Origin of the sequence: Streptomyces sp. NBC_00287 (assembly GCF_036173105.1) — a bacterium.
Lineage (GTDB): Bacteria > Actinomycetota > Actinomycetes > Streptomycetales > Streptomycetaceae > Streptomyces.
In genome coordinates this window covers 1827733-1846210 of sequence record NZ_CP108053.1, presented here as the reverse complement: position 1 = coordinate 1846210, position 18478 = coordinate 1827733, and the positions used below count along the sequence as shown (strand labels likewise).

Annotated in this window: 19 protein-coding genes; 13 read left to right on the top strand and 6 right to left on the bottom strand. The window is 70.3% G+C overall.

All coding sequences use genetic code 11. The features are described 5' to 3' along the window. Positions 1-18 precede the first annotated feature (18 nt). The 5 genes from argC to OHT76_RS08395 are packed head-to-tail and all read left to right on the top strand — an operon-like array spanning position 19 to position 4852. Entirely contained in the window at positions 19-1047 is a 1029-nt protein-coding gene (gene argC, locus OHT76_RS08415; protein ID WP_328870119.1) for an N-acetyl-gamma-glutamyl-phosphate reductase, read from the top strand. After that, positions 1044-2195 carry a bifunctional glutamate N-acetyltransferase/amino-acid acetyltransferase ArgJ gene (argJ, locus tag OHT76_RS08410; protein WP_328870118.1) on the top strand — a complete coding sequence of 384 codons (1152 nt, stop codon included), beginning with the start codon at positions 1044-1046 and terminating at the stop codon, positions 2193-2195. The genes argC and argJ overlap by 4 nt, the downstream gene beginning before the upstream one ends. After that, positions 2192-3103 carry an acetylglutamate kinase gene (gene argB, locus OHT76_RS08405; RefSeq protein WP_328870117.1) on the top strand — a complete coding sequence of 304 codons (912 nt, stop codon included), beginning with the start codon at positions 2192-2194 and terminating at the stop codon, positions 3101-3103. Before argJ ends, argB begins: the two co-directional genes overlap by 4 nt. Next, on the top strand, positions 3100-4287 hold the full coding sequence (locus OHT76_RS08400; protein WP_328870116.1) for an acetylornithine transaminase: 1188 nt from the start codon (positions 3100-3102) through the stop codon (positions 4285-4287). Before argB ends, OHT76_RS08400 begins: the two co-directional genes overlap by 4 nt. A 19-nt stretch (positions 4288-4306) precedes the next feature. Further along, positions 4307-4852, top strand: coding sequence for an arginine repressor (locus OHT76_RS08395; protein ID WP_328870115.1), 546 nt, complete (start codon positions 4307-4309; stop codon positions 4850-4852). Between the two features lie 112 nt (positions 4853-4964). On the opposite strand, the gene OHT76_RS08390 is transcribed toward OHT76_RS08395, so the two are convergent. The 6 genes from OHT76_RS08390 to OHT76_RS08365 form a co-directional block, all read right to left on the bottom strand. Next, the gene (locus OHT76_RS08390) at positions 4965-5765 is read right to left on the bottom strand and encodes an FAD:protein FMN transferase (protein WP_328870114.1); all 801 of its coding nucleotides are present in this window, start codon (positions 5763-5765) and stop codon (positions 4965-4967) included. Next, on the bottom strand, positions 5758-6546 hold the full coding sequence (locus OHT76_RS08385; RefSeq protein WP_328870113.1) for an FMN-binding protein: 789 nt from the start codon (positions 6544-6546) through the stop codon (positions 5758-5760). Before OHT76_RS08385 ends, OHT76_RS08390 begins: the two co-directional genes overlap by 8 nt. 29 nt (positions 6547-6575) lie before the next feature. Further along, entirely contained in the window at positions 6576-7958 is a 1383-nt protein-coding gene (locus tag OHT76_RS08380) for a ferredoxin reductase family protein (RefSeq protein ID WP_328870112.1), read from the bottom strand. 74 nt (positions 7959-8032) lie between these two features. Next, positions 8033-8728 (bottom strand): L,D-transpeptidase family protein, encoded by a 696-nt coding sequence (locus OHT76_RS08375; protein ID WP_328870111.1) that lies wholly within the window; start codon positions 8726-8728, stop codon positions 8033-8035. Between the two features lie 3 nt (positions 8729-8731). Further along, positions 8732-9319: a pyridoxamine 5'-phosphate oxidase family protein gene (locus OHT76_RS08370; RefSeq protein ID WP_328870110.1), complete on the bottom strand. Its 588-nt coding sequence runs from the start codon at positions 9317-9319 to the stop codon at positions 8732-8734. Positions 9320-9432: 113 nt separating this feature from the next. Continuing rightward, on the bottom strand, positions 9433-10257 hold the full coding sequence (locus tag OHT76_RS08365) for a hypothetical protein (RefSeq protein WP_328870109.1): 825 nt from the start codon (positions 10255-10257) through the stop codon (positions 9433-9435). Between the two features lie 183 nt (positions 10258-10440). On the opposite strand from OHT76_RS08365, the gene OHT76_RS08360 reads away from it, so the two are divergent. The 8 genes from OHT76_RS08360 to OHT76_RS08325 all read left to right on the top strand — a co-directional run bounded on the left by OHT76_RS08360 (position 10441) and on the right by OHT76_RS08325 (position 18473). Beyond that, positions 10441-11634: an argininosuccinate synthase gene (locus OHT76_RS08360; RefSeq protein WP_328870108.1), complete on the top strand. Its 1194-nt coding sequence runs from the start codon at positions 10441-10443 to the stop codon at positions 11632-11634. Between the two features lie 93 nt (positions 11635-11727). Next, a complete protein-coding gene (gene argH / locus OHT76_RS08355; RefSeq protein WP_328870107.1) occupies positions 11728-13176 on the top strand; it encodes an argininosuccinate lyase in 1449 nt (482 codons plus the stop codon). Between the two features lie 73 nt (positions 13177-13249). Next, positions 13250-14221 (top strand): aldo/keto reductase, encoded by a 972-nt coding sequence (locus tag OHT76_RS08350; protein WP_328870106.1) that lies wholly within the window; start codon positions 13250-13252, stop codon positions 14219-14221. Between the two features lie 80 nt (positions 14222-14301). Beyond that, positions 14302-14853: a TetR/AcrR family transcriptional regulator gene (locus tag OHT76_RS08345; protein ID WP_328870105.1), complete on the top strand. Its 552-nt coding sequence runs from the start codon at positions 14302-14304 to the stop codon at positions 14851-14853. Then, positions 14850-16376, top strand: coding sequence for an MFS transporter (locus OHT76_RS08340; protein WP_328870104.1), 1527 nt, complete (start codon positions 14850-14852; stop codon positions 16374-16376). The genes OHT76_RS08345 and OHT76_RS08340 overlap by 4 nt, the downstream gene beginning before the upstream one ends. 35 nt (positions 16377-16411) lie before the next feature. Next, a complete protein-coding gene (locus OHT76_RS08335; RefSeq protein WP_328870103.1) occupies positions 16412-16585 on the top strand; it encodes a hypothetical protein in 174 nt (57 codons plus the stop codon). Next, the gene (locus tag OHT76_RS08330) at positions 16582-17568 is read left to right on the top strand and encodes an AAA family ATPase (protein ID WP_328870102.1); all 987 of its coding nucleotides are present in this window, start codon (positions 16582-16584) and stop codon (positions 17566-17568) included. Before OHT76_RS08335 ends, OHT76_RS08330 begins: the two co-directional genes overlap by 4 nt. Next, positions 17565-18473, top strand: coding sequence for a DUF58 domain-containing protein (locus OHT76_RS08325; RefSeq protein WP_328870101.1), 909 nt, complete (start codon positions 17565-17567; stop codon positions 18471-18473). The genes OHT76_RS08330 and OHT76_RS08325 overlap by 4 nt, the downstream gene beginning before the upstream one ends. Positions 18474-18478: the final 5 nt, after the last annotated feature.

The following is an 18478-nucleotide window of genomic DNA, read 5'->3' as shown; positions in this document are numbered from 1 at the left end:
ATCAAGGAGGAGGATGACATGGCGGTACGTGCGGCGGTGGCCGGAGCGAGCGGATATGCGGGCGGAGAGCTCCTGCGTCTGCTCCTCGCGCATCCGCAGGTCGAGATCGGCGCCCTGACCGGCAACTCCAACGCAGGTCAGCGCCTCGGCGCGCTGCAGCCGCACCTGCTGCCGCTGGCCGACCGCGTTCTGGAGCCGACCACCCCCGAGGCCCTCGCCGGGCACGACGTCGTCTTCCTCGCGCTGCCGCACGGCCAGTCCGCCGCCGTCGCCGAGCAGCTCGGCCCGGATGTGCTCGTCGTCGACATGGGCGCCGACTTCCGGCTCACCGACCCCGCCGACTGGGAGAAGTTCTACGGCTCCCCGCACGCCGGCACCTGGCCGTACGGTCTGCCCGAGCTTCCGGGTGCCCGCGCCGCGCTGGAGGGGTCCAAGCGCGTCGCGGTGCCCGGTTGCTACCCGACCGCCGTCTCCCTCGCCCTCTTCCCGGCCTACGCCGCCGGACTCGCCGAGCCCGAGGCCGTGATCGTCGCCGCCTCCGGCACCTCCGGTGCGGGCAAGGCCCCCAAGCCGCATCTGCTGGGCAGCGAGGTCATGGGCTCCATGACGCCGTACGGCGTCGGCGGCGGCCACCGGCACACGCCCGAGATGAGCCAGAACCTCAGCGCGGCGGCGGGGGAGCGGGTCTCCGTCTCCTTCACCCCGACCCTCGCGCCGATGCCCCGCGGCATCCTCGCCACCTGCACCGCTGCCGCCAAGGAAGGCGTCACCGCCGAGTCCGTCCGCGCCGCCTACGAGAAGGCCTTCGCCGACGAGCCCTTCGTCCATCTGCTCCCCGAGGGCCAGTGGCCGGCCACGGCGTCCGTCTACGGTTCCAACGCCGTTCAGGTGCAGGTCGCATTCGACGAGGCCGCCGGACGCATCATCGCGATCAGCGCCATCGACAACCTGACCAAGGGCACCGCCGGCGGTGCCGTCCAGAGCATGAACATCGCCCTGGGACTCGACGAGACCACCGGGCTGACCACGATCGGAGTTGCGCCGTGAGCGTGACGGCAGCAAAGGGATTCACGGCGGCGGGCATCGCCGCCGGGATCAAGGAGAACGGCAACCCCGACCTGGCCCTCGTGGTCAACAACGGGCCGCGCCGCGCCGCCGCGGGCGTCTTCACCTCCAACCGTGTGAAGGCCGCGCCGGTGCTGTGGTCCGAGCAGACCCTGAAGAGCGGCGAGGTCTCCGCGGTCGTTCTCAACTCCGGTGGCGCCAACGCCTGTACGGGGCCGAAGGGGTTCCAGGACACGCACGCGACCGCCGAGAAGGTGGCCGAGGTGCTCGGTCGGGGTGCGATCGAGGTCGCCGTCTGCTCGACCGGCCTCATTGGTGTGCTGCTCCCCATGGACAAGCTGCTCCCGGGCATCGAGACGGCCGCCGCCCAGCTCTCCGAGCACGGCGGCGAGAAGGCCGCCATCGCCATCAAGACCACCGACACCGTCCACAAGACGTCCGTCGTGACCAAGGACGGCTGGACCGTGGGCGGCATGGCGAAGGGCGCCGGCATGCTCGCCCCCGGCCTCGCCACCATGCTGGTCGTCCTCACCACCGACGCCGACCTCGAAAGCGACGTACTGGACAAGGCGCTCCGGGCGGCCACGCGCACGACGTTCGACCGTGTCGACTCCGACGGCTGCATGTCCACCAACGACACCGTGCTGCTCCTCGCGTCGGGCGCCTCGGGGGCCACCCCCGCGTACGACGAGTTCGCCGAGGCCGTACGGCAGGTCTGCGACGACCTCGGACAGCAGCTCATCCGCGATGCCGAGGGCGCCAGCAAGGACATCAAGGTCGAGGTGATCAACGCCGCGACCGAGGACGACGCCGTCGAGGTGGGCCGCTCCATCGCCCGCAACAACCTCCTCAAGTGCGCCATCCACGGCGAGGACCCCAACTGGGGCCGCGTGCTCTCCGCGATCGGCACGACGAAGGCCGCCTTCGAGCCCGACCGGCTCAACGTCGCCATCAACGGCGTCTGGGTCTGCAAGAACGGCGGTGTCGGTGAGGACCGCGAGAAGGTCGACATGCGCTACCGCGAGGTGCACATCGTCGCCGACCTCGCGGCCGGGGCCGAGACCGCCACGATCTGGACCAACGACCTCACCGCCGACTACGTCCACGAGAACAGCGCGTACTCCTCATGAGCAATACGACGCGTAAGCACACCGCGCTGCCCAAGGCCCAGATCCTCATCGAGGCGCTGCCCTGGCTGGTCCGGCACAACGGCAAGACCGTCGTCATCAAGTTCGGCGGCAACGCCATGATCGACGAGGACCTGAAGGCCGCGTTCGCGCAGGACGTGGTGTTCCTGCACCACGCCGGCCTCAAGCCCGTCGTCGTGCACGGCGGCGGCCCGCAGATCAGCGCCGCCCTCGACAAGCACGGCATCGTCAGCGAGTTCAAGGCCGGCCTCCGCGTCACCACCGAGGACGCCATGGACGTCGTACGGATGGTGCTGGCCGGGCACGTGCAGCGCGAGCTGGTGAACCTGCTCAACGAACACGGGCCGCTGGCCGTCGGGTTGACCGGCGAGGACGCGCACACCATCACCGCCACCAAGCATCAGCCCGAGATCGACGGCGAGTTGGTCGATATCGGGCGGGTGGGCGAGATCACCGCGATCGACACGGGCGCGATCGAGGCCCTGCTCGCCGACGGCCGGATCCCGGTCGTCTCGTCGATCGCCCGCAGCCAGGACGACGGACATGTCTACAACGTCAATGCTGATACGGCGGCTGCGGCACTCGCTGCGGCACTGGGCGCCGAAACCCTCATGGTCCTCACCGACGTCGAGGGCCTCTACGAGGACTGGCCCAACAGCGACGAGGTGATCAGCCGCCTCACCGCTTCCCAACTGGAGAAGCTGCTGCCGGAGTTGAGCTCCGGGATGGTGCCGAAGATGGAGGGCTGTCTGCACGCCGTCCGCAACGGCGTGCACACCGCCCGCGTCATCGACGGCCGGGTCCAGCACTCGATCCTGCTGGAGATCTTCACGGACTCGGGCATCGGCACGATGGTCGTGCCCGACGGAATCGATCAGGGGGAGTCTTGAGCAACCAGGAGCTGACCGCCCGCTGGCAGGGCGCGCTCATGAACAACTACGGCACTCCCAAGCTGGCCCTCGAGCGCGGCGCGGGCACCAAGCTGTGGGACGACGACGGCAAGCAGTACCTCGACTTCGTCGGCGGCATCGCGGTCAACGCGCTCGGCCACGCCCACCCCGCGATCGTCGAGGCCGTGAGCCGGCAGATCGCCTCCCTCGGCCATGTCTCCAACCTGTTCATCGCCGAGCCGCCCGTCGCGCTCGCCGAACGGCTGCTGCAGCACTTCGGCCGCGACGGCAAGGTCTACTTCTGCAACTCCGGTGCCGAGGCCAACGAGGGTGCCTTCAAGATCGGGCGGCTGACCGGGCGGGGGCACATCGTCGCCACCCACGGCGGCTTCCACGGCCGGACCATGGGCGCGCTGGCGCTGACCGGCCAGCCCGCCAAGCAGACACCGTTCCTGCCGCTGCCCGGCGATGTCACCCACGTCCCCTACGGCGATGCGCAGGCGCTCGCGGCCGCGGTCACCGAGGACACTGCCATGGTCGTGATCGAGCCGATCCAGGGCGAGAACGGTGTGGTCGTGCCGCCCGCCGGCTATCTCAAGGCCGCCCGGGCGATCACCGCCGCGACCGGTTCGCTGCTCGTCCTGGACGAGGTGCAGACCGGCGTCGGGCGGACCGGGCACTGGTTCGAGTACCAGGCCCACGACGGTGTCCTGCCCGATGTGGTCACCCTGGCCAAGGGCCTCGGCGGTGGGCTGCCGCTCGGTGCGACGGTCGCCTTCGGGCGCGCCGCGGAGCTGCTGCAGCCGGGCCATCACGGGACGACCTTCGGCGGCAACCCCGTCGCGTGCGCGGCCGGACTCGCGGTTCTGGACACCATCGCGAACGAGGGATTGCTGGAGAACGTCAAGCGGCAGAGCGAGAGGTTGCGGGACGGAATCGAGTCAGCCGGGCATTCGCTGGTCTCCCATGTCAGGGGTGCGGGGCTTCTGCTGGGTATCGTGCTCACCGAGCCGCTCGCACCGCGGGTGCAGCAGGCGGCTCAGGACGCCGGCTTTCTGGTGAACGCGCCCGCCCCCGATGTCGTACGGCTGATGCCGCCGCTGAATCTCGGCGACGACGAGGTGGACGCGTTTCTCCGGGCGCTGCCCGGTGTTCTGGACGAGGCCCAAGGGGTGGATGGATGAGCCGGAGAATGAGACGACGATGAGTCAGGCGCAGGATCACGAGCACGCGGGGGGCGCCGGGCCTGCCGTGCCGCAGACCCGGACCGCACGTCATCGCCGGATCGTGGACATCCTCAACCGGCAACCGGTGCGTTCGCAGAGCCAACTGGCGAAGTTGCTGGCGGACGACGGGTTGACCGTCACGCAGGCGACGCTGTCCAGGGACCTGGACGAGCTGAACGCGGTGAAGATCCGCAACAACGACGGTGACCTGATCTACGCGGTGCCCAGTGAAGGGGGTTTCCGGACCCCCAGGGCGCCCTTGGGCGAGTCGGCGAAGGAAGAACGGATGCGGCGCCTGTCCCAGGAGCTGCTGATCTCGGCGGAAGCCTCGGCGAACCTGGTGGTCCTGCGTACCCCTCCGGGGGCGGCGCAGTTCTTGGCGTCGGCGATCGACCAGGCGGAGCTGCACGACATCCTGGGGACGATCGCGGGTGACGACACGTTGCTGTTGATCAGCCGGGAGCCGACGGGGGGTCAGGCGCTGGCGGAACATTTGCTGCGGTTGGCTCAGAACGGCCACTGAAGGGGCATCTGGCGGTTGCCTGCCGTCTGCGGGCGCGTGGGGGCTGGTCGCGCAGTTCCCCGCGCCCCTGGGTGGGAACAGTCGCCGCGGCCTTCGCGACCCACCCCCCGCCTCAGCCCAGGCGTGCCGCCAGTCCGCCCGTGCACCGCACCTCATCGCCCGCCGTGATCAGCAACGCCTCCACATCCGGTAGCGACTCCAGCCACCGCAATCCCGCCCGCGAACCCATCGCGAACGCCGCCGTCGCCCAGCAGTCCGCCCACGTCACCGTCGGGGCCACCACCGTCACCGCCAGCAAGTCCGTGACCGCCGACTTGCCCGTCCGCGGATCCACGATGTGCGCCCCCCGCTCCGCCGTACCCGATGTCGCGACCGCCAGTTCCGAGGTCCCCGCGGCCGAGATCACCGCCGCAAGCCCACCCGGCCGGAGCGGATCCGAGACCCCCACCCGCCACGGGCGCTGCGGACCGGGTACGCCCAGCAGCTGCACATCGCCGCCGCCGTTGACGCTCACGCCACTCGCCCCCGCCGCAGTCAGACGACGCGCCGCCTGCTCGACCGCCCAGCCCTTCACGATCCCGGTGGGATCGAGGCGGCCCTCGTACGACGTGCTGAACCATCCGTCGCTGAGCCGTGAGGCCTCTTCGCCCAGCGCCAGTACCTCGGCGACCTCGGGAGCGCATTCCGGCACCGTCAGCTCCCCGCGCCCGAGGCGGGAGATCTCGCTGTTCTCCCGGTACGTGCTGAACACCTCGTCGACGCGGTGCAACCCCGCCACCGCCTCCGTCAGCGCCGCCCGTACCGCCTCCGGATCCCCGCCGCGGACGTCGAAGGAGAAGACGGTCCCCATGACCTCCTCCACATGACGCACCGCGGCGGGAGCCTGCGCGGGATCGGCCACCGACTCAGCCACCGGCCTGGTCCAGAGCCGACTGCAAGGACTGCTTGTAGCCGTTGCTGGTGTACGTCGCCCCGGACACGGCGTCGATATCGGCACTCCCGGCAGCGACCGCGGCAGCGTTGAGCTTCGGCACGGCGTTCCCGTTGATCTGCGTGCTCTGCCCACCACTCGGCGCCTGCACGGCCTCCGCGGCCGTGATCTTCCCGCCGTCGACGGTGATCCGCACCTGAACGGGCCCGTACTGCGTCTTCACGGTCTCCCCGGTGACCGTACGGGCGGCGGCCTCGGCAGCTTCGCCCCCGCCCCCGGAACCCTCGGGAGCCTCGGGGGCCTCGGGGGCCTTCTCCACCTTGTCCAACGCCGACTGCAACGACTGCTTGTACCCACTGCTCGTATACGTCGCCCCCGACACCGCGTCGATCTCCGCGCTCTGCGTCGCGAGCGCCGCCTGGTTCAGCCGGGGCACCGCGGTGTTGGTGACCTCGGTACTGCGACCACCACTGGGCGCCTGCACGGCCTCCACCTTGGTGACCTTGCCGGCGCTCACGGTCAGCCGTACCTGCACGGGCCCGTACTGCGTCTGCACCGCGTCACCGGTGACGGTCCCGGCCTGCGCGGCGCTGCCGCCCTGCGCCGACTCCTGCGCCGCCGCGGTCTGCTGCGGTGCCGCGCCGCCCGCCGCCGAGGCGGACGCCGGATCGGACGCCGGCTTCAGCGACAGCAGCAGCACGATCCCGGACACGGTGGCGGCGCCCGCCAGCACGACACGCCGGATGGGGTGAGTCTTCCTCATCGCTCCTACAGCTCCTGAAGTCCCGTCGCTCACATCTCGAACGACTCGTGATGGATGCGGCGGGCGGGCACTCCCGCGCCGCGCAGTGCTTCGTACACGGACTGCGCGAAGCCGGGCGGCCCGCACAGGAAGACGTCGTGCTTGTCGATGTCCGGCAGCTTCTGCTGCAGACGTTCGGCCGAGATGTCCGGACGTTCGCCGTCCGGGCTGTTGACCGCGTACATCAGCCGCGCGCCCCGCTCCTCGGCGATGGCGGCCAGCTCGTCCCACAGCGCCAGATCCTGGGTGCTGTTGGCCCGGTAGAGGAGGGTGATGTCGCCGGAGGCACCCGGCAGCGTCTCGAACAGCGCCCGCATCGGCGTGATCCCGACCCCGCCCGCCACCAGCAGTACCTTGCCCCGGCTGCGCCGCTGGGCGGTGAGCGCGCCGTACGGGCCCTCCGCCCACACCTTGGTCCCGGGCTCCAGCTCACGCAGCCGTTCGCTGTGGTCGCCGATCGCCTTCACGGTGATCCGCAGCATGTCGGGGCGGGGCGCCGCCGACAGCGAGTAGGGGTGGGAACTGAATCGCATGCCCGGCGACAGGAACCGCCACCGGAAGAACTGCCCCGCCTCCGCGCCCATCCGGTGCAGCTTGCGCCCGCCGATCAGCACCGACACGACGCCCGGGGCCTCCTCGATGACCGCCTCGACGTACATCCGGTGCCGCATGTTGAGACGGATCGGGGTGAGGATCCGGTACCAGACCACCAGCGCGGTCACGATGCCGTACAGCCCGTACCAGAAGGTCTTCGCGGACGGCTCCACGGCGAACTCGTTGCCGGTGGTGATCTGGTGCCAGAACGTCAGGTACACCGCCGCGTACGTCAGCAGATGCACGTGGTACCAGGTGTCGTAGGGGACCCGGCGGCGCACGCCCCCGATCGACAGGAAGGCGATGACGAACAGCAGCCCGGTGCCGATGGCCGCCTTGCCCATGTCCGGCAGTGTGTTGATCGAGTCGATCGTCTGCTGCACGATGTCGCCGAGCGTCTTGCCCGCCTGGAGCGCGTACGCCCACATGATGAGGAAGATGTGCGCGATGACCAGGCAGATCGTGTACCGGCCGCTCATCGCGTGCCAGCGGGCGACCCGGTCGGAGCCCACCCGCCGCTCCAGGGCGGGCACGCGGGCCATCTGGAGCACGACGAGCGCCATCAGATAGCCGGCGAGCAGACCGGTGATCCGGCCCGCGGCGAGGATCTTGGCGGTGTTGTCCGCGAGGGACGGTGTGTTGTCCCACCACAGCCACAGCACCGCCGCAGCGCCGGCCCACAGGGCGATCACCAAGGGGACGGCCGGGGAGCGGCGCGGACGGATGCGGCGCATCGTCTGGCGGCGGGCGGCACGGCCGCCTGCGAGCGTGGTGGTCACGGTTCCTCCGGGAACGGACAAGGGGAGTGGCATGGTCCCTCGGCCCAGAGGTACGTGCGGGGCGGCCGGTGTGTTCAGTACCGCGTGACCGCAGTCGGTCCGCCTGTCGTTCCGATGGCGATGTGCGGCTTTCGGGCGGGATCGGCCCACCGCAGGATCCGCCGCATGTCCTCGACCGGCACCGACACACAACCGGCGGTCGCCCCACGCCCGTTGACATGCAGGAAGATTCCGGCACCCCGGCCGCGCACCGGCTTCGTGTAGTTGAAGCCGATGACGAGCGCGTGCGCGTACTGGGCGGTGTAGGTGATCAGCTGCTCGGACTCGGCGGCCCGGCAGTCGGCCGGGCGGGGCTCGGTCCAACGGTTGTAGGAGCGCGAGTCGTTGTCCTGGCACCACCATGAATCCCGGTGCACCGGGCGGTACTTGTACGCGGTCCCCTCCGGCGCCGCCTTGATGCCGAAGGCGTACGGCAGGTCGTACAGCCCGGTGGGTGTGGTGCTGGTGCCCTGGCGGCGCGCGGAGCCTTCGACCAGACCGTTCGCCCCGAAGCGGGCGGAAGCGGAACCGGCCTTCACCCAGCGGCCGTCGCGCAGGTCCCACCAGGTGACCGTGCCGGTGGTGGCGCCGGTCCGTGCGGCTACGGCGGTGATCAGCTGGGTGCCGCCGCCCGTGTCCGCCATCCGCGCCGGCAGCGGCGGTTCGCCGGCGGGCGCGGCAGCGAGCACGAGGAGGGAGGCGGAGGCGAGGGCGACGACACCGGGGCGCATGGCTCAGACCGTAGACGGCGGCAGCGGCAACGGCAGCCCGGGTAGGCCATCCAGGCTGGTGGCGATGTGCTCCTTCTTGGTGAAGTAGGCGCTCAGCGACTCGTCGTCCTCCCGCGCGAACCGCTTCTGGTGCAGATCGCGCTCCTCGTCGTACGACATGAAGGGCACCGCGTAGCCGCAGGTGTCCCGGACGAGTTCGGCGGTCACCAGGATGATCGCGCGCAGCCCGTGCGGACCCGGGTCGATGTCGGGGAAGTGCGCGAGGAGTTCGGGGAAGCGCGGGTCGTCACGGAAGACCGGCTCACCCCGGCCGTGCACCCGGACGATGCTGGGCGGGCCCTGGAAGGCGCACCACATCAGGGTGATCCGGCCGTTCTCCCGCAGATGCGCGATGGTCTCCGCGTTGGATCCGGCGAAGTCCAGGTAGGCCACGGACTGTTCGTCGAGGACCGCGAAGGAGCCCTTGAGGCCCTTGGGGGAGAGGTTGACCGTGCCGTCCCCGGAGAGAGGCGCGGTCGCCGTGAAGAAGAGGGGCTGGGCCTCGATGAAGGTGCGGAGTCTGCCGTCTATGCGCTCATAGGTCTTTCCCATGTTTCATGATTATGCGGGAAAGTATTTCGTTTGTCTAAGGAATTCTTCGCTCCGCACCCGGCCATGGCCGCCCCGGCCGGCGTGCCACGGGGCGGCCATGACTGCCTGTCACGTCAGTCGTTGAGCGTGCAGGCGGCCAGGGCACCCAGGCCCTGGGGCTTCTCCGCGGTGCGCCCGATGGAGATCGCGATGCGGTCGATGGTCGCCGTCCGCTTGCTGGCCAGCGGGCCGAGGATGGCGTTCTGGACGAAGTTGGGCCCGCCCTGGCCGACGGTGTCGACGAGCCGCTTGTTGGCCTCGTCGATCTGGGTCTGGAGCAGCGCGAGGTTGCGGTCGACCTCCGCCTGGGCGGTGGCCGGGATCGCGGGGAGCTGCGAGGCGACGTCGGGGCAGCTGATGGCGCCGACGCCCGTGTTGCCCTCTTCCTCCGGGGCAGTGGCGCTTGGGGTGACCTCGGCTTCCTCGTCGGCGCCGGTCTCCTCGCCGGTGTCGGCGGCCCCCTCCGCATTCAGCGTGCAGGCGGCCAGAGCATTCAGCCCCTGAGGCTTCTCCGCGGTGCGCCCGATGGAGATCGCGATGCGGTCGATGGTCGCCGTCCGCTTGCTGGCCAGCGGGCCGAGGATGGCGTTCTGGACGAAGTTGGGCCCGCCCTGGCCGACGGTGTCGACGAGCCGCTTGTTCGCTTCGTCGATCTGGGTCTGGAGCAGCGCGAGGTTGCGGTCGACCTCCGCCTGGGCGGTGGCCGGGATGGCGGGGAGCTGCGAGGCGACATCCGGACAGCTGATGGTGCCGGGGCCGGCCAGTGTGCGGGCGTCGCTCTTGGGCGTCTCCCCGGCGAGCGCGGAGTTGACGATCACCGCTCCGGACAGCGCCAGCGCGGCGGCGCCGCCGATCAGTGCGACACGACGCTTGTTGTACTTCGGAAGAGCCCTGGACATGCGGAAGCCTCACTCGGGTCGGGGGTGTTCGCTGTGTTCTCGCTGTACGAACGCGGCGCCTGCGTCCGGCGAGAGATACGGGAAAGCGGTTTCTCGCGTTCAAACCCCGGCCAGATTGACGAATCATGCAGAGTTCTGCATACTCATGCATGTCAGTCGGTGAGCGCATGTAAGGAGAGACCCATGACCGAGCGCGTCGTACTCGCCTACTCGGGCGGTCTGGACACCTCCGTCGCCATCGGCTGGATCGCGGAGGAGACCGGCGCCGAGGTCATCGCCGTAGCCGTGGACGTCGGTCAGGGCGGCGAGGACCTGGACGTGATCCGCAAGCGCGCCCTCGCGTGCGGCGCGGTCGAGGCCGAGGTCGCGGACGCCAAGGACGAGTTCGCCGAGGAGTACTGCCTCCCGGCGATCAAGGCCAACGCCCTCTACATGGACCGCTATCCGCTGGTCTCCGCGCTCTCCCGGCCGACGATCGTCAAGCACCTCGTCGCCGCCGCGCAGAAGCACGGCGCCACCATCGTCGCCCACGGCTGCACCGGCAAGGGCAACGACCAGGTCCGCTTCGAGGCCGGCATCGTCGCCCTCGCACCCGACCTCAAGTGCATCGCCCCGGTCCGCGACTACGCCATGACGCGGGACAAGGCCATCGCGTTCTGCGAGGAGAAGAACCTCCCGATCGCCACCACCAAGAAGTCCCCGTACTCCATCGACCAGAACGCGTTCGGACGCGCGGTCGAGACGGGCTTCCTGGAGGACATCTGGAACGCGCCGATCGAGGACATCTACGAGTACACCCAGAACCCGGCGGTCGCCCGCGACGCCGACGAGGTGATCATCTCCTTCGAGGAGGGCGTCCCGGTCGCGATCGACGGGCGGCCCGTCACGGTCCTCCAGGCGATCCAGCAGCTCAACGAGCGCGCCGGCGCCCAGGGCATCGGCCGGATCGACATGGTCGAGGACCGACTCGTCGGCATCAAGTCCCGCGAGGTGTACGAGGCCCCGGGCGCGATCGCGCTGATCACGGCCCACCAGGAGCTGGAGAACGTCACCGTCGAACGCGAACTCGCCCGCTACAAGCGCCAGGTCGAACAGCGCTGGGGCGAACTCGTCTACGACGGCCAGTGGTTCTCCCCGCTCAAGCGCGCCCTGGACGGCTTCATCAACGAAGCCAACCAGCATGTCACCGGCGACATCCGGATGACACTGCACGGCGGACGCGCGGTGGTGACCGGCCGGCGCTCCCCGTCGTCGCTGTACGACTTCAACCTCGCCACCTACGACACCGGCGACACCTTCGACCAAGCCGCCGCCAAGGGCTTCATCGACATCTACAGTCTGTCATCGAAGATCGCCGCCAAGCGCGACCTGGCGTGACCGCCCCCGGTCCCGCCCCCGCCTGACAACCGCCTCCCCGTTCACGCCACGGGGAGGCGGTGCACCATCCAGATCCTCTGAGGAGCACACCAAGTGAGCAGCAACAGCGGAGACGTCCGGCTCTGGGGCGCACGTTTCGCGGACGGACCCGCCGAGGCCCTGGCCAGGCTGTCCGCGTCGGTCCACTTCGACTGGCGGCTCGCGCCGTACGACATCGCGGGCTCGCGTGCCCACGCGCGCGTGCTGCACAAGGCGGGCCTGCTCACCGACGACGAGCTGACGCGGATGATCGCGGGCCTCGAACAACTGGCCGCGGATGTCGCCGACGGCTCCTTCGTCGGCACCGTCGCCGACGAGGACGTGCACACCGCCCTGGAGCGGGGCCTGCTGGAGCGCCTCGGGCCCGACCTCGGCGGCAAGCTCCGCGCGGGCCGCTCCAGGAACGACCAGGTGGCGACCCTCTTCCGGATGTATCTGCGGGACCAGGCGCGCGGCATCGCCGGTCTCATCGCCGACCTCCAGGACGCCCTGATCGGCCTGGCGGAGGCCCACCCGGACGTGGCGATGCCCGGCCGCACTCACCTCCAGCACGCCCAGCCGGTGCTCTTCGCCCACCATGTCCTCGCACATGTGCAGTCCCTGTCCCGGGATGCCGAGCGGCTGCGCCAGTGGGACGCGCGTACGGCGGTCTCCCCGTACGGCTCGGGTGCCCTGGCGGGCTCCTCGCTCGGCCTGGACCCGGAGGCGGTGGCGAAGGACCTGGGCTTCGAGCACGGGTCGGTCGCCAACTCCATCGACGGCACGGCCTCCCGTGACTTCGTCGCGGAGTTCGCCTTCATCACCGCGATGATCGGCGTGAACCTCTCCCGGATCGCCGAGGAGATCATCATCTGGAACACGAAGGAGTTCTCCTTCGTGACCCTGCACGACGCGTTCTCGACGGGCTCGTCGATCATGCCGCAGAAGAAGAACCCCGACATCGCGGAGCTGGCGCGCGGCAAGAGCGGCCGCCTGATCGGCAACCTGACGGGCCTGCTGGCAACCCTCAAGGCGCTCCCGCTCGCGTACAACCGCGACCTCCAGGAGGACAAGGAGCCGGTCTTCGACTCCTGCGACCAGCTGGACGTCCTGCTCCCGGCCTTCACCGGCATGATCGCCACGCTCACCGTCCACCGCGAGCGCATGGAGGAGCTGGCCCCGGCCGGCTTCTCCCTCGCCACCGATGTCGCCGAGTGGCTGGTCAAGCAGGGTGTCCCGTTCCGGGTGGCGCACGAGGTGGCCGGCGCCTGCGTCAAGGCCGCCGAGGCGGAGGACAAGGAACTGGACGAGCTGACGGACGAACAGTTCGCGAAGATCTCCGAGCATCTGACCCCCGAGGTCCGCACGGTCCTGAACGTCCCGGGCGCCCTGGCGTCCCGCAACGGCCGCGGGGGCACGGCACCGAGCGCGGTGGCGGTACAGCTGGCGGAGGTCAAGGCGGACGTGGCGGCGCAGCACGAGTGGGCGAACGCCAAGAAGCAGCAGGTCTCGTACGAGAGCTGAGTGTCGTATGACGGTGGTCGTCGCGGGTTACGTTGGTCATGAGCCGTAAGGAACCGACCGAACGGAGCCCGCGATGCCCTTCGCCCGACTGGCCACAGCAACAACCCCCACCTGCCACATCGGACTGGGTCTCGCCGCCGTAGGCCGCCCCGGCTACATCAACCTCGGCCGAGACGAAGACCTCGGAGAGAACCGCACCGTCGAAACGCTGCGCACCCGCACCCACGAACTCCTCGACGCCGCCTACGCCCAAGGCGTCCGCTACTTCGACGTCGCCCGTTCCTACGGCCGCTCCGAGGAGTTCCTCGCCGACTGGCTGAACGCCCGCCCCGATATTGACGACGTGGTCATCGGCAGCAAGTGGGGCTACACCTACACCGCCGGCTGGTCGGCGGACGCCGAGACGCACGAGGTCAAGGACCACAGCCTCCAGGCGTACGAGCGTCAGCGCGCCGAGACCGACGCCCTGCTCGGCGACCGGCTCGATCTCTACCAGATTCACTCGGTGACCCCGGACAGCCCCGCCCTCACCGACAAGGACCTGCACGCCAAGCTGGCCGAGGCCGCGGCCGAGGGCCTTACCGTCGGCTTCTCCACCAGCGGCCCCGCCCAGGCGGACGCGATCCGCGCCGCCCTCGCCGTGACGGTCGACGACGAGCCCCTCTTCCGTACGGTCCAGTCGACCTACAACCTCCTGGACACCTCCGCCGCCCCCGCCCTGGCCGAGGCCCATGACGCCGGACTCACGGTGATCGTCAAGGAGGCCATGGCCAACGGAAGGCTCGCGGAGCCCTTCGCCCCGGACGCGCTGAAGGCCGTAGCGGCGGAAACCTCCCTCGGCACCGACGCCGTGGCCCTCGCCCATGTCCTGCGCCAGCCCTGGGCGGGCGTAGTCCTCTCCGGCGCCGCCACCGTCGTCCAGCTCGCCTCCAACCTCCACGCACCCGTCGTGGACCTGGACGAGAACCAGCTGACCCGGCTCGCGGAGCTGGTGGAGGAGCCGGGGGCGTACTGGGAGCGGCGCGGTCAGCTGCCCTGGCACTGATCACTCACGAAGCACGACGGTCATGAGACACACGTGCCCACCGTGAGACAAAGATGTCTCATATGGGCTATGGTTGTCTCATGGCTGTCGATCGTGACCACGTGCTGCGCAGCGCAGCCGCCCTGCTCACCCGGAAATCCACGTCCACCATGGACGAGGTCGCCAAGGCCGCCGGGATCAGCCGGGCCACGCTGCACCGCCACTTCGCGGGGCGTGACGCGCTCGTCCGGGCGCTGGAGGCGCTCGGTATCGCGGAGTGCGAGGCCGCGCTGGACGCGGCCCGGCTGGACGAGGGCGGCGCGAGCGAGGCCGTACGCCGGCTCGTCCGCGAGATAGAGCCCGCGGCCGGACTCCTCGCGTTCCTCTACTCCGAGAACCAGCTGTTCGAGGGCGAGGGGCAGAACGAGGGCTGGGCCCGGCTCGATGTCCGGATCGCCGCGGTGTTCCGGCGCGGCCAGGAGTCCGGCGAGTTCCGGATCGACCTCACCCCGGCCTGGCTCACCGAGGCGCTGTACGGCCTGATGGCCTCCGGCGCCTGGGCTGTCCAGGAGGGCAGGGTCGCGGCCAACGACTTCACACACATGATCGCCGAGCTCCTGCTCGGCGGCGCCGTACGGAGAGAGGAATCATGACCAGCACCCTGCAGCCGGCGAACCCGACCGAGGCGGTGAAGCGCCCGGGCCGTTGGCTCGCGCTGTCCGTCCTGGTGCTCGCCGTGCTGCTGGTGGCCGTGGACGCGACCGTCCTCGGTCTCGCGACCCCCTACATCAGCGAGGACCTGAACCCCTCGGGCACCCAGCTCCTCTGGATCGGTGACGTCTACTCCTTCGTCATCGCCGGTCTGCTCGTCTCCATGGGCAGCCTCGGCGACCGAATAGGCCGTAAGAAGATCCTGCTCGTGGGCGCGACGGCGTTCGGCGCGATATCCGTGCTGAACGCGTACGCGACCACTCCCGACATGTTGATCCTGGCCCGCGCGCTGCTCGGCGTCGCCGGTGCCACCCTGATGCCGGCCACGCTCGCCCTGATCCGCAACCTCTTCCACGACCCGCGCGAACGCAGCCTTGCCGTGGGCATCTGGGGCGCGACTGCGTCCGCCGGTACGGCAGTCGGCCCGATCGTCGGCGGCTTCCTGCTCGAACACTTCTGGTGGGGCTCGGTCTTCCTCATCAACCTGCCCGTGATGGCGGTCCTGGTCGTGGTCGGCATCAAGATGCTCCCGGAGTCCCGCAACCCGAACCCCGGCCCCTGGGACCTGCCCAGCGTGCTGCTGTCGCTGGTCGGCATGGTCGGCGTCGTCTACGCCATCAAGGAGCTCGCGTCGCACGGCCTGGCGTGGGAGTCGCTCGCCGTGGGCCTGCTGGGAGCGGCCGCGCTGTACGGCTTCGTACGCCGCCAACTGACGCTTCCCGCCCCGCTGCTGGACATGCGCCTGTTCCGCAACCGCGGTTTCAGCGGCGCAGTCCTGGCCGACCTGCTGACCATCCTCGGCCTGTCCGGCCTGGTGTTCTTCCTCTCCCAGTACCTGCAACTCGTCCAGGGCCGCGGTCCCTTCGAGGCGGGCCTCGCCGAACTCCCCGCCGCCATCGGCGCGGTGGCAGCAGGCCTGATCGCGGGCCGAGCCGCCCGCCGCTTCTCGGTACGCGCGGTGGTCTCCGGCGGCCTGGCGGCAGTGGGTCTGTCCCTGGCCGCCCTGACGGTCCTGGACCAGTCGACCGGCTACCCCCTGCTGGGCGTTGCCCTGCTGGTGGTCGGCATAGGCGCCGGCTTCTCCTTCACAGTGACCGCGGACGTCATCCTGGGCTCCGTACCAAAGGAACAGGCAGGCGCGGCCTCGGCCGTATCGGAAACGGCGTACGAACTGGGCGCGGCCCTGGGAATCGCGGTACTGGGTTCGATCGTGACGGGCGTCTACCGAGGCTTCACGGGCCCGACGGGCACCCCGGAAGGCGCACACGAATCGCTGGGTGGCGCGGTGGAAGCGGCAGCGGGAATGCCGACGGAAACCGCGCAGAGCATGCTGGACGCGGCCCGCCAGTCCTTCGTGGACGGCCTGGCACTGGCGGCGGGAGTGGGAGCAACGGTCCTCCTGCTGGCGTCGGTGGCAGCATGGTTCATGCTGCGGAACCAACGGTTGGAAAGCGGACAGCTTTAAGCCCCTTTTCGCCCCGACCTGATGGTCTGGGCGCCATGACTCGACGCACACGAAAGCTGATAGTCACCGTCGCCGCCCTCTGCGCCACAGCCCTCACCGGAGGCAGCACCGCGCTGGCCGCCGACGGCGAGAAAGAACCCCGCGAACAGATCAGGTTCGTCGTCACGGAGAAGGCGGAGTGTCCCGAGAGCGGCGGCCCCGCACTGTGACCGCCGCACACCCGGACGCCAAGCTCCTGGAAGACGCCCTCTTCGAGGTGAAACGGGTGATCGTCGGCCAGGACCGCATGGTGGAACGCATGTTCACCGCGGTCCTGGCCCGCGGCCACTGCCTCCTCGAAGGCGTGCCCGGCGTGGCCAAGACGCTCGCCGCCAAAACGCTCGCGCACGTCGTCGGCGGAGACTTCGCCCGGCTTCAGTTCACCCCCGACCTCGTCCCCTCCGACATCACCGGCACCCGGATCTACCGGCCCTCGCAGGAGACGTTCGACATCGAACCGGGCCCCGTGATCGCCAATGTCGTCCTCGCCGACGAGATCAACCGCGCCCCCGCCAAGGTGCAGTCCGCGCTGCTGGAAGTGATGGGCGAGCACCAGGTCTCCATCGGCGGCACGACCCTCCCCGTACCGGAGCCGTTCCTCGTCCTCGCCACCCAGAACCCCATCGAGTCCGAGGGCGTCTACCGGCTCCCCGAGGCCCAGCGCGACCGCTTTCTGCTCAAGGTGGAGGTGCCCGCGCCCAGCGAGCTGGAGGAACTCGCCATCCTCTACCGGATGAGCGTCGACCCGCCCAGCCCGCGCCGCATCCTGACCCCCGAACGGGTCGTCGCCCTCCAGCGAGCCGCCGACGAGGTGTTCGTGCACCACGCGCTCGCCGAGTACGCCGTACGACTGGTCTGCGCGACCCGCGAACTCGCGGGCCCCGAGCGCCGGTTGGCGCACGGCGCCGGACCGCGCGCCACGCTCGGCCTGGTCGCCGCCGGCCGTGCGCTGGCGCTGCTGCGCGGACGGGGCTACGTCCTCCCCGAGGACATCGGCGACCTGGCCCACGAGGTCGTCGCCCACCGGTTGGTCCTCTCCTTCGACGCGCTCGCCGACGGAGTCGCACCGGCCGAGATCGTCGGCGAGGTGCTCGCGGCGGTCCCACAGCCCCGGATCAGCCCACGCCAGGCCACGGAGGGGGCCGCCGCATGAGCACGTCGCTGCGCGAACTCACCCCCGAACAGGCCCTGAAACACCTTGAGTTGCTCTTCACCCGCCGCCCCGACGGGCAGCTCCAGGGCGACCACCCGTCCCTGCTTCCGGGCCCCGGCAGCGAGGTCGCGGAGAGCCGTCCCTACGTCATCGGCGACGACGTACGCCGGATGGACTGGAACGCCACCGCCCGCACCACCGTCCCGCATGTGCGCCTCACCCTCGCCGACCGCGAACTCACCACCTGGATCGTCCTCGACGCCTCCGCCAGCATGGACTTCGGCACGGCGCGGATGGAGAAGCGGGACCTCGCGGTCGGCGCGGCGGCGGCCGTCGCCTTCCTCACGGAACGGGCCGGGAACCGGCTCGGCGTACAGCTCACCGGGCCGCACGGCGTACGGCGCATCCCGCCCCGCACCGGCCGAGGACATCTGCTCACTATCCTGCGCGCCGCCCTGGACCGCCCGCGCGTGGAGCCGGGCGCACCCGAGACCACCCTCGCCGACGCGCTGCACGCCCTGCGGGCGCTGCCCGCGCGCGGGCTGGTGGCGGTCGTCTCCGACTTCCTGGAGACGGGCTGGGAACAACCCCTGCGTACAGTGGCCCGGCGCCACCAGGTCCTCGCGGTCGAGATCGTCGATCCGCGCGAACTGGAGCTGCCTCCGGTCGGGTTGCTGACCGTCGTCGACCCCGAGACGGGACGGCGGCGCGAAATCCCCACCTACGCGCGGAAACTGCGGGAGCGCTACGCCGAAGCCGCCCTGGAACAGCGGGCGCTGATCAAACAGACGATCCGCCGCGCGGGCGCCGCGCATCTCAGGCTGCGTACCGACCGGGACTGGGTGCGGGACGTCGTGCGCTACGTCGAGGACCAGCGGCGCCGGGCGGGAGGCGGTGCCGCATGAGGGGG

Coding starts and splice junctions, on each gene's coding strand:
- OHT76_RS08370 (WP_328870110.1), bottom strand. CDS start 9,319: ATGGGAAAGACCTATGAGCGCATAGACGGCAGACTCCGCACCTTCATC.
- OHT76_RS08395 (WP_328870115.1), top strand. CDS start 4,307: ATGAGTCAGGCGCAGGATCACGAGCACGCGGGGGGCGCCGGGCCTGCC.
- argB (WP_328870117.1), top strand. CDS start 2,192: ATGAGCAATACGACGCGTAAGCACACCGCGCTGCCCAAGGCCCAGATC.
- OHT76_RS08350 (WP_328870106.1), top strand. CDS start 13,250: ATGCCCTTCGCCCGACTGGCCACAGCAACAACCCCCACCTGCCACATC.
- OHT76_RS08385 (WP_328870113.1), bottom strand. CDS start 6,546: ATGAGGAAGACTCACCCCATCCGGCGTGTCGTGCTGGCGGGCGCCGCC.
- OHT76_RS08365 (WP_328870109.1), bottom strand. CDS start 10,257: ATGTCCAGGGCTCTTCCGAAGTACAACAAGCGTCGTGTCGCACTGATC.
- argC (WP_328870119.1), top strand. CDS start 19: ATGGCGGTACGTGCGGCGGTGGCCGGAGCGAGCGGATATGCGGGCGGA.
- OHT76_RS08360 (WP_328870108.1), top strand. CDS start 10,441: ATGACCGAGCGCGTCGTACTCGCCTACTCGGGCGGTCTGGACACCTCC.
- OHT76_RS08345 (WP_328870105.1), top strand. CDS start 14,302: ATGGCTGTCGATCGTGACCACGTGCTGCGCAGCGCAGCCGCCCTGCTC.
- OHT76_RS08335 (WP_328870103.1), top strand. CDS start 16,412: ATGACTCGACGCACACGAAAGCTGATAGTCACCGTCGCCGCCCTCTGC.
- OHT76_RS08375 (WP_328870111.1), bottom strand. CDS start 8,728: ATGCGCCCCGGTGTCGTCGCCCTCGCCTCCGCCTCCCTCCTCGTGCTC.
- OHT76_RS08325 (WP_328870101.1), top strand. CDS start 17,565: ATGAGCACGTCGCTGCGCGAACTCACCCCCGAACAGGCCCTGAAACAC.
- OHT76_RS08340 (WP_328870104.1), top strand. CDS start 14,850: ATGACCAGCACCCTGCAGCCGGCGAACCCGACCGAGGCGGTGAAGCGC.